The 13,671-nt window shown below is 52.8% G+C and carries 16 protein-coding genes; 5 read left to right on the top strand and 11 right to left on the bottom strand.

All coding sequences use genetic code 11. The features are described from left to right. Positions 1 to 19: 19 nt before the first annotated feature. From DWY25_RS14710 to DWY25_RS14695, 4 genes are all read right to left on the bottom strand, one after another. Complete coding sequence (locus tag DWY25_RS14710; RefSeq protein WP_117895871.1) at positions 20 to 706, bottom strand: hypothetical protein; 687 nt, start codon at positions 704 to 706, stop codon at positions 20 to 22. Next, complete coding sequence (locus DWY25_RS14705) at positions 693 to 2,192, bottom strand: ATP-binding protein (protein ID WP_117895870.1); 1,500 nt, start codon at positions 2,190 to 2,192, stop codon at positions 693 to 695. The genes DWY25_RS14710 and DWY25_RS14705 overlap by 14 nt, the downstream gene beginning before the upstream one ends. Then, positions 2,189 to 2,848 carry a response regulator transcription factor gene (locus DWY25_RS14700; RefSeq protein WP_181981849.1) on the bottom strand — a complete coding sequence of 220 codons (660 nt, stop codon included), beginning with the start codon at positions 2,846 to 2,848 and terminating at the stop codon, positions 2,189 to 2,191. Before DWY25_RS14700 ends, DWY25_RS14705 begins: the two co-directional genes overlap by 4 nt. A 311-nt stretch (positions 2,849 to 3,159) precedes the next feature. Continuing rightward, the gene (locus DWY25_RS14695) at positions 3,160 to 4,611 is read right to left on the bottom strand and encodes a glycoside hydrolase family 1 protein (RefSeq protein ID WP_117895869.1); all 1,452 of its coding nucleotides are present in this window, start codon (positions 4,609 to 4,611) and stop codon (positions 3,160 to 3,162) included. 172 nt (positions 4,612 to 4,783) lie between these two features. On the opposite strand from DWY25_RS14695, the gene DWY25_RS14690 reads away from it, so the two are divergent. The 5 genes from DWY25_RS14690 (at position 4,784) to DWY25_RS14670 (ending at position 9,098) form a co-directional block, all read left to right on the top strand. Beyond that, positions 4,784 to 5,158: a RidA family protein gene (locus DWY25_RS14690; protein WP_117895868.1), complete on the top strand. Its 375-nt coding sequence runs from the start codon at positions 4,784 to 4,786 to the stop codon at positions 5,156 to 5,158. 13 nt (positions 5,159 to 5,171) lie between these two features. Further along, positions 5,172 to 6,548, top strand: a complete 1,377-nt coding sequence (locus tag DWY25_RS14685) for a PTS transporter subunit EIIC (protein WP_006058242.1) — start codon at positions 5,172 to 5,174, stop codon at positions 6,546 to 6,548. 147 nt (positions 6,549 to 6,695) lie between these two features. Beyond that, complete coding sequence (locus DWY25_RS14680) at positions 6,696 to 7,907, top strand: pyridoxal phosphate-dependent aminotransferase (RefSeq protein ID WP_117895867.1); 1,212 nt, start codon at positions 6,696 to 6,698, stop codon at positions 7,905 to 7,907. Continuing rightward, entirely contained in the window at positions 7,900 to 8,394 is a 495-nt protein-coding gene (locus DWY25_RS14675; protein WP_117895866.1) for a PTS sugar transporter subunit IIA, read from the top strand. Before DWY25_RS14680 ends, DWY25_RS14675 begins: the two co-directional genes overlap by 8 nt. Before the next feature lie 35 nt (positions 8,395 to 8,429). Next, positions 8,430 to 9,098 carry a helix-turn-helix transcriptional regulator gene (locus DWY25_RS14670; protein WP_117895865.1) on the top strand — a complete coding sequence of 223 codons (669 nt, stop codon included), beginning with the start codon at positions 8,430 to 8,432 and terminating at the stop codon, positions 9,096 to 9,098. A 60-nt stretch (positions 9,099 to 9,158) separates the two neighbouring features. Here DWY25_RS14670 and DWY25_RS14665 read toward each other — a convergent pair whose 3' ends face one another. From DWY25_RS14665 to DWY25_RS14635, 7 genes are all read right to left on the bottom strand, one after another. Further along, positions 9,159 to 9,491, bottom strand: a complete 333-nt coding sequence (locus DWY25_RS14665) for a thioredoxin family protein (RefSeq protein WP_117895864.1) — start codon at positions 9,489 to 9,491, stop codon at positions 9,159 to 9,161. 13 nt (positions 9,492 to 9,504) lie between these two features. Continuing rightward, complete coding sequence (locus DWY25_RS14660) at positions 9,505 to 10,518, bottom strand: permease (protein ID WP_117895863.1); 1,014 nt, start codon at positions 10,516 to 10,518, stop codon at positions 9,505 to 9,507. A gap of 76 nt (positions 10,519 to 10,594) precedes the next feature. After that, positions 10,595 to 10,885: an ArsR/SmtB family transcription factor gene (locus tag DWY25_RS14655; protein ID WP_117895862.1), complete on the bottom strand. Its 291-nt coding sequence runs from the start codon at positions 10,883 to 10,885 to the stop codon at positions 10,595 to 10,597. Between the two features lie 226 nt (positions 10,886 to 11,111). After that, positions 11,112 to 11,552 carry a pyridoxamine 5'-phosphate oxidase family protein gene (locus DWY25_RS14650; RefSeq protein WP_117895861.1) on the bottom strand — a complete coding sequence of 147 codons (441 nt, stop codon included), beginning with the start codon at positions 11,550 to 11,552 and terminating at the stop codon, positions 11,112 to 11,114. A 188-nt stretch (positions 11,553 to 11,740) separates the two neighbouring features. Beyond that, complete coding sequence (locus DWY25_RS14645; RefSeq protein ID WP_181981848.1) at positions 11,741 to 12,274, bottom strand: HdeD family acid-resistance protein; 534 nt, start codon at positions 12,272 to 12,274, stop codon at positions 11,741 to 11,743. Positions 12,275 to 12,479: 205 nt separating this feature from the next. After that, positions 12,480 to 13,331, bottom strand: coding sequence for a hypothetical protein (locus DWY25_RS14640; protein ID WP_147336697.1), 852 nt, complete (start codon positions 13,329 to 13,331; stop codon positions 12,480 to 12,482). A gap of 48 nt (positions 13,332 to 13,379) precedes the next feature. Next, a complete protein-coding gene (locus DWY25_RS14635) occupies positions 13,380 to 13,541 on the bottom strand; it encodes a helix-turn-helix domain-containing protein (RefSeq protein ID WP_117895858.1) in 162 nt (53 codons plus the stop codon). Positions 13,542 to 13,671: the final 130 nt, after the last annotated feature.

Below are 13,671 nucleotides of genomic sequence, written 5' to 3'. Positions count from 1 at the left end.
AAAGATGTCGGTCTTTTTATCATTCCACGATTGAATAAACCTCCGTTTCCAGAGAGCGCAGTAAGTCCTGAACAAACTTGCCCGTACCGAACGCCAGCGGCTGTCCGTCGGACAAGCGCATATACAAATAGCCCAGCTTTCCGCTGCCGTCGCTCAAGACCGCAAGACCCATGTCATTGTCCAGCTTCCGGATCTGAATCTCTGACAACGAATCGGCGTTAAAATCCGGGCGGCAGCGCTGAAACCAGGCGGAGGCATAATTCCAGATCTTAAGCTGCGTTTCAGCATCAGTTAACTGAGATGAGCCAGCGTCAAACGCCGACTGCGCCGCCAGCACCTCCTGCGTTTGATCATCAAGACATAATCCATAGCCCATCTCGTAAGTCTTCTTATCCATCAGGAAAATAACCGTGTAGGTTTGGTTCGTTTTATCCACATCCCAATAGGGCGATTCCGCGATCATCTGATAACTGAAATTCCAGTCTCCGGGATCCAATGCCAGATTAAAATACTGATTCAGCGTATCCACGGTCTGGGCTTTTTGTCTTTCTTCCGCTGTCGGCGGCGGCGTGACGACCGCCGTCCGGTTCATCGGATAATCCCGCACGATCAAGGTCTCTGAATCAGCGCAGCCCGTCAGCGTCAGAATGCCCAGCAGAAAACAACAGGATTTTAAACTTCGGCTTTTTCCTTTATTGTTCCTCATGCGTCTTCTCCTTATCCTGTTCGGACTTTCCCGTCCGTGCTTTTGTTTGCGAAGCTTCCGCTTTCGCATCCGCAATCAGAGTTTCCGGAGGAAAGACAAACCGAACTTCCGTGCCGTGCCCTGGCTGACTGTCAATCTCCACCATTCCGCCATGAGCCTGGACGATCCGCTGAGTCAGCGCCAGTCCCAGTCCCGCGCCATGGTGCTTCCGGCTGCGCGCCTGATCTTCCATCACAAAGGGCTGAAGCATCCGTTCCGGATGCGGATCCTGAATTCCGCAGCCTTCATCCCGCACCGCGATCTGCCAGCCGGTTTCCGTCGTTTTCGCCTCAATCGTAATCAACGTTTGGGGTTGGCTGGCTTTCACCGCGTTGTCCAAAACGTTACGCAGCGCCGCCTGCATCAGTTCCTCGTCGATCAGCACCGTCAACGGTTCACACTCGACGCAGAGCCGCAAGGATTTTTCACGCAACGCCGGTTTTAGCCGCAGTACCGCCTGTTCAATAAAAGAATCCAGCGCCGCGGCAGAACATTCGCTTAACGGCCGGGCCGCGACGATCAGCTGCATCAGCCTTGACGACAGCCGTTCCATTCGGCGGGCTTCGGATTCGATGATATCCAGCGCCTGTTCAGCGTCCTGCGGTGACATCTTCGTCCGGCGCAAAAGCTGCGTATAGCCCAGAATTGAGGTCAGCGGCGTCTTCATTTCATGGGATAAATTATTGATAAAAATCTCTTTTTCCTGATTTTCAGTTTCCAGCTCAGCCACCTTCTGTTCAACAGTTTCCGCCATCCGGTTAAAGTTTTCCGCCAGCGCTTTCAATTCCTGCGCCCCGCTCACCGGCACCCGCTGGCTCCAGCGGCCGCCCGCGATCTGCCGTTCCCCTTCCGCCAGCTGTTCGACCGGCTGCGTCAGATGGCGGCTGACCACGATCATCGCGAGCCAGTACACCGCATAGGCTGCCAGATTGATGAAGAAAAACAAACCGAGCTGATTCTGAACATCCCGGCGAAGCGTCCTGAGATCCGCGCTGGACTGGATGATCAGGCGCGTATCATTCAGCGGCAGCACATGCGCGGAAATCAGAACCGGACCGGCCGCGGTATTTTTAATTTTCATCCAGATCTGATCGTTTTGCGGCGTTTCCATCTGGGCGTCGTCAATCTTGGGGAATCCGCTGTCCGCCAGGATCCGGCCTTCCTCATCTAAAATCCGCACGCCGGTTTCCAGCGCGCTGTCCGCCAGAATTTTTTCCAGCTGGTTTTGCAGCTGCCGCTGCGGAGAAAAGGAGGACGGCGTAAACGCCATCAAGGCGGCCGCGCTTGAAAGCATCCCGTCGATCGCACGGTTCTGGGCGATCAGCGCGTCGATCTGATCCTGCTGCCGCAGCCGGGCACTGATTTCAATCAACGTTAAGCCGGATCCGCTGAAAATCAGCGCGAAGACCGCGAACGCGCTCAACGCCAGCTGATGCCGGAGCTTCATGAACGATCCTCCAGCCGGTAGCCGATCTTATACACCGAAACGATTTGTTTGCTCAACCTCAGCTTTTTACGCAGCGATGCGACGTGCATATCGACGGTGCGGGTCGTGCCTTCATAATCGTCATGCCATACCTTTTCCAAAATTTCCTCCCGGTACAGCGCGATATTGCGGTTGCGGATCAAAAAGACGAACAGATCGAATTCTTTCGGCGTCAGCTCGATCACGCCCGCCGGGCCATACACCTGACGCTGGTCTTCATCGATCGTCAGATTTTGAAATTTCAGCACGCTGTTTTTCCGGCCGGTCCGGCGCAGAACGCTTTCCACCCGCGCCAACAGCTCCATCATCTCAAACGGCTTGGTGATGTAATCGTCCGCGCCGGCCTGCAGCGCCTGGACTTTATCCGCCAGCTGACTGCGGGCGCTGACAAAAATCACAGGCACCTGATAACGGCGGATCTTGTCCAACAGCGTAAAACCATCCTCGCCCGGAAGCATCACATCCAGCAGAATCAGATCGATCCCGCCCTGTTCCAGCGTTTCAATCAAGGTCCGGCCGTCGCTCATTTCCAGCGCTGCGTAACCCGCTGTCGTCAGCGCCATCCGCATCAAGGTGCGGATTGGTGCTTCATCCTCAACTAAGAGTAGTTTTCCCATGATCAAGCCTCCCTGTCTGGATATGATCGGTTTGTGGAAAAGATTCTTCCCTGATTCTCTGTCTTCATTATAACAGCCTGCTTTGTTCGCAATCTTTACGAAAAACGAAAGATCATGACAAAGTTCAGCGGAACCGTCAGACTTTTGACAGAGTCAGCCCAATCCCGACAAGCTTAGCTGCTTTTTAATCATCATTGGATTCCATAAACACGCCATGAAACAAGACCTGCAAAAAAAACGTTCCTCCTCTGCTTTTAACAGAAAGAAGAACGTGAAATATTGCTTACCTCAGGAACAGCTCAGTCTTGCATTCAATCCAAATCCTCGCCGTTGGTTTCAATGACCTTTTTATACCAGAAGAAGCTGTCCTTGCGGTACCGCTTCAGATCGCCGCGGCCTTCGTTGTCCTTATCGACATAGATGAATCCATAGCGCTTCTCCATTTCGCCGGTGGACACGCTGACCAGATCCATCGTCGACCATGGTGTATAGCCGATCAGCTCCACGCCGTCGTCGATCGCCAGCCGCATTTGTTCGATATGCTGACGCAGATAATCAATCCGGTAAGCATCATGAATCTTACCGTCCGCCGTCAGCGTATCGCGGGCGCCCAGACCGTTTTCCGTTACCATGACCGGAATGCCATACCGATCATAAATATGATTCAGCGTGTAGCGCAGGCCTTTCGGATCGATCTGCCAGTCCCACTCCGTCGCGGTTAAATACGGGTTCTTTGCTCCGCCCATGACGTTGCCGGACACCTGTGCGCTGGCCGGATCCGAGCTGATGCAGTTGGACATGTAATAGCTGAACGAATAGAAATCCACCGTGCCCTCGCGCAGTTCCTTTAAATCCTGTTGAGTGATCTCAAATTCAATCCCATGACGCTCAAAGTAACGCTTTATATAATAAGGATAAACACCCTTGACCTGCACGTCGCCGCTGAAGCAGTTGCGCATCAGGTCTTCCTGCTGAGTCATCAGCACGTCGTCCGGATTGCACGTCAGCGGATACACCGTGATGTGGCAGATCATCGTGCCAAACTGGAAATCGGGATTGATCGCTTTGCCCAGCTTCACCGCCCGGGCGCTGGCGACAAACTGATGATGCAGCGCAGCAAACCGCAGGTTCGGGTTATCGACCTGATCGGTGAAGAACTCCGTGCCTTCGTTGAGGATGCCGGCATGATTCCAGTTGCCCAGCTTGGTCGTCAGGCAGTTGATTTCATTAAACGGAATCCAGTATTTGACGACGTCTTTGTAACGCTCAAACAGAACCCGGCAGAAATTCAGATAATAGTCGATGCAGCGCCGGTCGGCCCAGCCGTTGCATTCCTGCGTCAGCGCGAACGGATTTTCATTGTGATAGATCGTAACCAGCGGCTCGATGCCCGCCGCTTTCAGCTCGGCGAACACGCGGTCATAGAACGCCAGACCGGCTTCATTCGGTTCACTTTCATTGCCGTTGGGGAAAATCCGCGTCCAGTTGACGGACATCCGGAAGATATTGAAGCCCATTTCCTTGCACAGCGCGATATCCTCTTGATAATGGTGATAGAAATCGACGGCTTCATGACTTGGATAGAAGTAGCGGTCTTCGTCTATCACCGGGGTGATCCGGCGCGGTTCTTTATGCGTGCCGTTGGTCATGACGTCGGAAATACTGACGCCCTTACCCTCGGCCTGCCAGGCCCCCTCGCATTGGTTGGCCGCCGAAGCGGCGCCCCAGAAGAAGTTTTCCGGAAAGCTTTTCAGTTGTTTCATTGGTTTACTCCTTTTCTTCGATTTACTGAACTAAATTTCATTTACACTTTCATTATAGAGCATGTAACCGGTTAAATCAATAAAAATAATTTCATTATTTATTGTTGACTAAATTATTATTCAGTGATAATCTGAAAGTGTAAAAATTAATTTACCAAAAAGGGGGATTCAGATGAGAGAAAAGATTGCAACACCCAAAGCACCGGCAGCGATCGGGCCTTACGCCCAGGCTGTCCGGCTGAACGATTTTTTATTCGCTTCCGGTCAGATTCCGGTCGATCCGGAAACCGGCGAGATCGCGGGCGACACGATTGAAAGCCAGACCCGGCAGGTGATGAAAAACATTCAGGCAATTCTGGAAGCGGCGGATATGACTGTCAGCGACGTTGTGAAAACGACATGCTTCTTAGCGGACATGAGCGATTTCGCGGCGTTCAATCAGATCTATGGCGAAACCTTCACCCACTGCCCGGCCCGCTCCTGCGTCGCTGTGCGGGAGATTCCCAAGGGCGTCTTGTGTGAAGTCGAAATACTAGCACATAAATAAGGAGGAAAACAGAATGAAAAACAAACAACTGGTCGAAAACATCCTCAAGCATGTCGGCGGCACCGCCAACATTGCCACCGCGGCTCACTGTATGACCCGCCTGCGTCTGAACTTAAAGGATACCTCACTGGTTGACGAAGCAGCGCTCAATCAGGTCGACGGTGTGATGGGCGTCGTCAACAAGGGGAAACAGACGCAGATCGTCATCGGCACCGACGTCGCCAACGTGTATAAGGATTTCATCGAACTCACTGGTCTTTCCGAAGAAGCGGCGGTCGAAGAAAATCTCGACGACGTCAAATCCGATCTGAAAAAGAAGAAGGGAAATCTTTTAACCGGTTTCTTTGAAACGATCGCGGGCATCTTCAATCCAATCGTTCCCGCACTGGCCGGCGCCGGCTTAGTCCGCGCCATTCTGACGATTGCCGTCGTATTCGGCTTAGACAGCTCCGGCAATACCTACTTTGTGATCAACACAATCGCCAATGGAATCTTTACCTTCCTGCCGTTCTTGTTAGCGGCTTCCGCAGCGAAGCAGTTCAAGATGAACCAGTTCGTCGCGCTGACGATCTGCGCGGCGATGATGTCGGGCAGCTGGGCCGGCTTAATCGCGGAAGGCACAACGACGTTCTCCTTCCTGGCGATTCCGTTCACGGTTGTTAATTATTCATCCTCCGTGCTGCCGATGGTCTTTGCGATCTGGTTTGCTTCCTGGGTGGAACGCATGATCGACAAATTCATTCCGGGCGCGCTGAAGATCATTCTGGTTCCGTGCTTAACGATGTTAATCGCAACGCCGATCGCCTTGATGACAATCGGGCCGGTCGCCAACTGGGTGGGCCTGCAGCTGGCTGCGGTTGTGACCGTTCTGTTTGAAAAAGGCGGCGTCTTCGCTGGTCTGATCTATGGCGGCATCTATTCCGCGATGGTCGTTCTGGGCATTCACCACGGCATGGTTCCGGTTCTGGTACAGGGCATCACAACGCAGGGCTTCAACTATATTTCGCCAGCCAGCGGTTCCGCGAACATGGCGCAGGCCGGCGCGGCATTCGGTGTCTGGCTGAAATCCAAGAACCCGAAGACCAAAACGATTGCGGCGTCCGCTACGATCGCCGCGGTGACCGGCGTTACCGAACCGGCGATCTACGGCATCAACTTCAAGTTTAAGAAACCGTTTATGGCTGCGGCCATCGGCGGCGCCTGCGGCGGTGCGTTCGCTTCCTTCTTCGCTTTGAAAGCCTATGCGATGGGCGGCCCGTCGTTCCTGAACTTTGCGATGTTCATCGGCGACAATCCGAGCAACGTCTGGCTGGTCATGGCGGCGTTTGCGATCTCGTTTATCGTCTCCGCGGTGCTGACAGTCGTCTTCGGCTTCGACGAAAACCGCTGAGTCTGACCCTTTCCGCTGAACTGCCGGTTCCTCCCACGCCGGCGGTTCAGCTTGCCGCTCCCTTGGAAAAAGGGACATAGTCTGCAATGCATGATGAGAACAGGGCTGCGCCAGGCAGCCCCTGTTTCATAGAAAGGAAACAACATGATGAAAGAGAAAATGATTCCGGCTTTCCGCAAAGCCGAGGGCGGTTTGTTTACCGCTGTGGAAAAGGCGGATGTCGGCAGCGCCTATCAAGAAATGGAAAAGCAGGGCGTTGCGTTAATGGGCTGGGCTGATCCGTTTATGCCGGACGCCTCCATGCCCAAGCATGTCGAGCAGGCGTTGATCGACGCGATCCGGCACCCGTCCGCGCCGCACTACACCGCGCCGATCGGTTCCTCCCAGCTGAAAGCAAAAATCGCGGAAAAGCTGAAAACAAAGAATCACCTGCTTGTCGATCCTGAGGGCAACATCCTGATCACGCCCGGCTCGGACAGCGGCCTGTACTTCGCGATCCTGCCGTTTATTGAGGATGGCGACGAAGTTCTGATTCCCTCGCCCAGCTATCCTAACAACACGCTGAACATTGAAATTATGGGCGGACGCGTCGTTCCGGTTCCGCTGCGTCCGGAAACCGGCTATCAGCTGGAAGCGGAGCTGCTGGAACAAAGCGTCAGCGAAAAAACAAAAATGATCGTGCTGACCCATCCGAACAATCCGACAACCACCGTTTATAACCGGCAGTCGCTGGAAATTCTGCGGGACTTTGTGATCCGCCACGACCTGATTCTGGTCTGCGACCAGGCGTTTGAAGACTTCTGTTATGAGAATGAAATGATCACCCCGGCGGCCATGGACGGCATGTTTGAGCGCACCGTGACGGTCTTCTCCTTTTCCAAGGGTATGGGCCTGAGCGGTTTGCGCGTCGGTTATCTGGTCTGCGGCGATGAGATCATGGATTCGCTGTACGCCAACGCGGTTTCCGTTTTGGGCGCGACCAACACCGCCTGCCAGAAAGCGCTGATCGCCGCTCTGGAGGATCCGTCGTTTATGCAGGAATTTGAACGGGCGTTCGACATCCGCCGGCAGGCCGCGGAAAAGATTCTCAACTCCATTCCCAACGTGCACGCCGATCTGCCGCAGTCCGGCTTCTTGTGCTGGGTGGACGTGTCCCGGTTGGGCGATTCCTCGCAGATCGTGCAGTATCTGGTGAAGCACGCTCAAGTCGCCGTCAACGATGGGAAAAACTACGGCCCGGGCGGGGAAGGTCATCTGCGCATCGTGCTGGGCGTGTATCGGGACGACGCCAAGGTGATCGCCGCTTTAGAACGGATCAAGGCCGCGCTGATTCAGTGGCAGGAGGAAAACCATGTTTAACTTGTTGAAAAAGAAAGAAACCGAACCGACGGTGCTGGCTCCCTGCGACGGCCGGATCATTCCGCTCGAGCAGGTGCAGGACGCGACGTTCAGCCAGAAAATGATGGGCGACGGCTTCGCGGTCATGCCTGCCGGAGAGTATATCGTCGCGCCGTTTAAAGGCACGGTGCTGATGGTCTTCCCGACGCTGCACGCGATCGGTCTGCGCGCGGAGGACGGCCTGGAATTTCTGATCCACATCGGCATGGACACCGTGAACGAAAAGGGCAAGGGCTTTGAATGCTTCGTCCGAGAAGGCGATAAAATCAAACCCGGCACGACCTTGATTCACTTCGATTTGGAAGCGCTGCAGGCGAAAGGGTATGATATGACGATTCCCTGCGTGATTACCAATGGAACAGAATTCTCAATCACCCGCTTAATCACGGCGGAAAACGCCAAAGCTGGAAAAACAAGCGTACTTACATATAGCCAGAACCGGGGTTGATCGTTTACAATAAATGGAAGAAAAGAGGAAAGACTATGGCTTATCAATCTGTCGACCTGACCCTGGTAGATCAGGAAATTCTGAACTCCTATTCCAACATGATCGAAGGGCTGGCCTGTTATCTGGGGGAAGGGTATGAAATTGTCCTGCACTCCTTAGAAAATTACGAACATTCCGTGATCAACATCATCAACGGATCGCATACCGGTAGAAAGATCGGCGCGCCGATCACCGATCTGGCGTTAAACATGCTGGAAAAGATTGAAAATACGGACAAGGATTATATCACCTATTTCAGCACGAATAAAAAAGGCGAACCGCTGAAATCGACGACGATTGCGATTCGCGGAGAAAAGCGCAGAATCATCGGCCTGCTTTGCATGAATCTGTATATGAACACCTCGCTGAATGATTTTGTGAAGACGTTAGTCCCGCAGACACCGGGGTTGTTAGGCCAGCCGGCGATGGAAAACTTTGCGGACAATTCTGACGAACTGATCGAATCGACGCTGCGCAGCATCCGCGAACGGGTGATGAACGATTCATCCATCGCGCCGTCGAATAAAAACAAAATGATCGTGATGGGACTGGATGATTACGGGATTTTCAACATCAAGGACGCGGTGATCAAGGTCGCCAATCTGTTGGATATTTCCAAGAACACCGTCTACATGCATCTGCGCAACAAACAGAATAGCAAATAAAAAAACTCCGGGAAGCATGCGTTTTCCGGAGTTTTTTCAGGATGGGCGAAAACAGCGCTATCAACAGAATGGCTTCAGCAGGGTCTTCGCTTCATCGACGCTCAGCACTTTGCCATAAGAAACGACTTTCCCGTTCACGACCAGCGCCGGCGTGCTCATTACGCCATAGGCGGCAATCTCAGTCCAGTCCGTCACATGGGCGATCGGCCAGTTCAGTCCCAGCTCTTCCGCAGCTGTCCTGACAGCCTTTTCCAGCGCCGCGCATTTGGCGCAGCCGGAACCCAGAATCTTAACCGCAGCTTCCGTTTCGTCCGGATTCACTGCGGCCGCTTTGATGGAAGGCGCCTGACAGCCGCAATCCTTCCCGGCAGTTTGTTTTCCAAAAATCCGCATAGCTTTTTCCTCCTTAGATTAAAAATCCCTGAAAGCCGTTAAACAGATAGCCGACCAGAATAATTCCAATCGTACAAACGGCGATGAACACCGCCAGCAGCTTCGGTTTCACAGCTTTTTTCAGCATGATCATCGACGGCAGACTGAGCGTCGTCACCGCCATCATAAACGCCAGAATCGTGCCCAGCTGCGCCCCTTTGGCCAACAGTGCTTCCGCAACCGGGATGGTGCCGAAAATATCAGCGTACATCGGAACCCCGACTAACGTCGCAAGGACGACGCCCAACGGATTCTTCGTGCCGAGCAGCGCTTCGATCCACGCTTCCGGAATCCAGTTATGAATCACCGCGCCGACGCCGACGCCGATTAAAATGTAGGGAAACACCTTACTTAACGTTTCCTGAACCTGTTGGCGGGCATAAGTCAGCCGGTCTTTCCGTGTCATGACGACATCCTCCACAGCCCCGGCCCGGGCTGAGCGGATAAACTCCTCAACCTGATCCTCAAGCCGCAGCTTTTCGATCAATGTCCCGCCGGCTACCGCGATCACTAAACCAATGATCACATACAGCACGGCGATTTTCGCGCCGAAGATACTCATTAATAAAACCAAGCTTCCCAGATCCACCATCGGCGATGAAATCAGAAATGAGAACGTCACGCCTAACGGCAGCCCCGCGCTGGTAAATCCAATAAAGAGCGGAATCGACGAGCAGGAACAAAACGGCGTCACCGTGCCCAGCAGCGCGGCAATCAGGTTCGCCCCAACGCCATGGAAGCGCGTCAGAATTTTCCGGCTGCGCTCCGGTGGAAAATAACTCTGAATATAAGAAATCAACAAGATCAGCAGGCACAGCAGCACCGTGATTTTAATCACGTCATACAGGAAGAAATGCACGCTCCCGCCCCATCTCGACGTCACATCCAGACCCAATTTCTCCAAAAGCAGGCCGATCCCTTGATTCAGCCACCGCATTCCCAGAATCTGATCCTGGATCAGCAATAAAAGGTTTCGTAAAAACTCCATTTTACACTTCCTTCCTCATTCAAATCAAAATATTTTGATATGTTGGAATTTTTTAAAAGTCATCCGCGGATGACTTTTACATTTCGTCCGTTTTCCGACCCGTCAGGAAAGTCAGTCTTCGCACAGCCTGTTCAATACCTTCCTCGTTCAGCCGGTAATGCGTCCATTTCCCATCCTGACGGCTGACAACGATACCCGAATCGCACAGAATCTTCATGTGATAGGATAACGCGGACTGACGGATATCCAAAATCTCGATCAACCGGCAGGCGCACTTTTCGCCGTCTTTGAGCAGCTCCAGGATTTTCAGCCGGTTTTCATCACAAAACGCTTTAAAGATTTTGGTATCGCTGGAATATTCCATCATCGTCCCCCTCCTCAGATCAAAATTTTTTGATGTGTTTCAATTATAGATGAATTCACGGTGTTTGTCTATTCTTATATCAAATTTTTTTGATATGTCCGCAACAAGAACACAAGGATCAAGGTCGCCAATCTGCCGGATATTTCCAGGAACACCTTCTGCCTGCGCAGCCAACAGAATAACAAATTAAAAGATCTCCGGGTCGTTGGGCTTTGGAGATTTTCTTTATTTATACGGAGTTTTCTTTCTGTGTAAAATCCAGATCGTACCGCGTTCCATGGCTCATCAGCACGCCCTGGGTCAGGCGGATCCGCAACAGGATCGTGTTCGGATTATCAAGATCGATATGGCCGTTGCCCAGCCAGGCGGAGAAAGCGGTTTCCAGCCACTGCCGCTTAGCCTGATTCTGTTTCAGCTTCAGCGCGCCCAAATTCTCTCCGATGCCTGAGGCGCTGAACCAGAATCCGCAGACCGCGACCTGCGGATGAGCCGCGATCTGTTTCATCTTCCGCGACCGTTGATCGGTAATGACGTAAAATGAACCGTCCTGATAAACGCTGTTGACGATCCGCACCGCCGGTTGTTCGCCGTCCAGCGTCGCCAGGGAGAGTTCCGTATCCTTGCCGAACCGTTCATTCATGAGCGCCAGCGCTTGTTCCATAGCTTTCATAAGCCGCTCCTCGCTTCCTGGATAGCGGACCTTCAATCCGCTTATTCTTTATTTTCATTCTAAAGAACGACTGACACGCTGTCAAACTGTTTACGGGGAAACGTTAAAAACGGGAAGCCGGTATTGGGATTGCTCAATCCCTTTGTACGGTCTTCCCGTTTTGTTTCGTCTGTGCTGATTTCAGAAAGTTACAGCCAGAAGCGCTGGGAATAAATCCCGCGCAATAAGGCGTGCACGCCTTCTACGATCAGGGCGATCGCGAAGATTGTCGACAGTGCCACCGTGCCGATCATCGGCTTGAAGAATGTCAACAGCCCCAAAACCGTCATCGCCGCACCGATCAAAACCAGCCAGCCCCAGCCATCAAAGTTCAGCTTTTTCAGATCGAAGCCGCCGACCAGCTTGGACAGACCGGAAAACATGATCCACATGCCGAAGATATACGGCAGAACGGAAGCCACCAGCACGCTGTTGCCCAGAAACATAAAGCCGACCAGCACGCCCAGGATGCCGTCCAACAGCTGCCATCCGGCCCCGAGCATCAGATCATGAAAAACAAAATAAATCGTCAGGTTGAAAATGCCGCTTAACAGAATGACAAACCCGATCATCCCGGCCATCGAGATCAGCGAAGCATCCGGTCTGAACAGCAGCGTACAGCCGGAAAGGATCAACAGGATCCCCGCGATAAACCACAAAATCCGAGTCATTGAATTCTTCATCATGTCCACTCCCTTTTCGGTATCAGATCTTTACTCTGATTCTATCTTTATCATAGTCTTCTTTATCCCGAAATGAATAGACAGCCGGAGAAATCTGTCGAAATCGTGAACAATTGGCTTCCTTTGTCCAAAGGATGTCATCAGTAAGTCCGAATACAACTTTCAATCCTCTTTAAAGCTACATCTGCGATCAGCTCACCGCGGATCAAGCGGGATCCGCCGGGGGTAAATAGCGGGAAACAAATTCCGCATACGCCGGATCTTCGCGTAAGAAGGCCAGTTTCTCATCCCGCTGCAGTTCTTTGAGCAGCGAGCTGCTTAAAAGGCTATTGAACGAACCGACATCATTGGTATTTTTAATATGCGGATAGAGCGGCGAAGCTGACGGATCCCACGGTTGTTTGAGCGCTTCCAGCATGCGCTGCAGGGCGTCCAGACACGTCTTTGCGTCCTTCTTCTGCAACGCCAGCAGGAAATCAGCGATCGCGTGATCGTAAGGCATCAGATCGAACTGTTCCGCAGTCTTGCGCGACAGCTCGCCATAGCGCTCAGCCCGCTCGCACTGCCCCTGCTTCCAGCTGAGATCCATTAAATTGCTCAGCTGCGTGATGAGGTTGTTCGCCGTCTTTAACAGCTGGCGTTCCATCAGGTCCAGCGCTTTTTCCTGCTCGCCGCTGGCAAGATGCAGATTGATTTTCAGCTGCTGCTTATCCACCGCCAGCGGTTCAGGCAGCTGATCGAGCAGCGTCCGGGCTTCGTCCAGCGCTTTCCGTTCCAGAGCGTCGGAAAACAACATCACAATCGCGGATTCCCGGATATGCCGGTTTTCCCCGTTCGCGCACAACCGCAGCCAATCGTCAGCCTGCGCCTTATACCGCGGGGCGTCCTCCGGCCGGGTCATCGAAACGGAGCCTTTGATCATCGTGGCCATCCCGTAGATCAGCGTCATGCAGTTAGGATATTCCCGCACCCTGTCCCGCGCCATTTCAAACGCGGCTTCCAGATCTCCGGTTTTCACCTGCTCCGCGACTTCGTTCATCAGGTTGGCAACTTCCAAGTCTGTTAGCTCGTCTTGAAAGGAAAGCAATGTGTTCAAATCTGTTTTTTACAGCCGGGCTAACGGCGGCAGCAGCGTGATATCGGGATAGCTGTTGCCGTTTTCCCATTTGTTGACAGCCGGGGCGGAAACCCCCAGCAGTTCGGCGACGCGGTCCTGCGTCAGGCCCAGCTCCTTGCGGCGCTGGCGGATCACTTCGTTTATTTTCATGGTGAATCTCCTTTCAGGTAATTTGCGGATCGTTAAGAAAAAGCTTTTTCTAAGTTTATCTTAACAGCCGCAGAGCCTGGACACAATTGAAAGGACAGAAGGTTTTGGTAAACTTTCTTAACCTGCGGTT

It is taken from the genome of Holdemania filiformis (genome assembly GCF_003459085.1).
In the GTDB taxonomy this organism is placed as follows: Bacteria; Bacillota_I; Bacilli_A; order Erysipelotrichales; family Erysipelotrichaceae; genus Holdemania; species Holdemania filiformis.
This window is presented reverse-complemented; position numbering and strand designations above follow the sequence as displayed.

What these genes read in the sequence shown, in the direction of transcription:
- DWY25_RS14670 (WP_117895865.1), top strand. Translation starts at nt 8,430, where the DNA reads ATGGCTTATCAATCTGTCGACCTGACCCTGGTAGATCAGGAAATTCTG.
- DWY25_RS14680 (WP_117895867.1), top strand. Translation starts at nt 6,696, where the DNA reads ATGAAAGAGAAAATGATTCCGGCTTTCCGCAAAGCCGAGGGCGGTTTG.
- DWY25_RS14660 (WP_117895863.1), bottom strand. Translation starts at nt 10,518, where the DNA reads ATGGAGTTTTTACGAAACCTTTTATTGCTGATCCAGGATCAGATTCTG.
- DWY25_RS14705 (WP_117895870.1), bottom strand. Translation starts at nt 2,192, where the DNA reads ATGAAGCTCCGGCATCAGCTGGCGTTGAGCGCGTTCGCGGTCTTCGCG.
- DWY25_RS14635 (WP_117895858.1), bottom strand. Translation starts at nt 13,541, where the DNA reads ATGAAAATAAACGAAGTGATCCGCCAGCGCCGCAAGGAGCTGGGCCTG.
- DWY25_RS14650 (WP_117895861.1), bottom strand. Translation starts at nt 11,552, where the DNA reads ATGAAAGCTATGGAACAAGCGCTGGCGCTCATGAATGAACGGTTCGGC.
- DWY25_RS14665 (WP_117895864.1), bottom strand. Translation starts at nt 9,491, where the DNA reads ATGCGGATTTTTGGAAAACAAACTGCCGGGAAGGATTGCGGCTGTCAG.
- DWY25_RS14675 (WP_117895866.1), top strand. Translation starts at nt 7,900, where the DNA reads ATGTTTAACTTGTTGAAAAAGAAAGAAACCGAACCGACGGTGCTGGCT.
- DWY25_RS14710 (WP_117895871.1), bottom strand. Translation starts at nt 706, where the DNA reads ATGAGGAACAATAAAGGAAAAAGCCGAAGTTTAAAATCCTGTTGTTTT.
- DWY25_RS14655 (WP_117895862.1), bottom strand. Translation starts at nt 10,885, where the DNA reads ATGATGGAATATTCCAGCGATACCAAAATCTTTAAAGCGTTTTGTGAT.
- DWY25_RS14695 (WP_117895869.1), bottom strand. Translation starts at nt 4,611, where the DNA reads ATGAAACAACTGAAAAGCTTTCCGGAAAACTTCTTCTGGGGCGCCGCT.
- DWY25_RS14690 (WP_117895868.1), top strand. Translation starts at nt 4,784, where the DNA reads ATGAGAGAAAAGATTGCAACACCCAAAGCACCGGCAGCGATCGGGCCT.
- DWY25_RS14685 (WP_006058242.1), top strand. Translation starts at nt 5,172, where the DNA reads ATGAAAAACAAACAACTGGTCGAAAACATCCTCAAGCATGTCGGCGGC.
- DWY25_RS14645 (WP_181981848.1), bottom strand. Translation starts at nt 12,274, where the DNA reads ATGAAGAATTCAATGACTCGGATTTTGTGGTTTATCGCGGGGATCCTG.
- DWY25_RS14700 (WP_181981849.1), bottom strand. Translation starts at nt 2,848, where the DNA reads ATGGGAAAACTACTCTTAGTTGAGGATGAAGCACCAATCCGCACCTTG.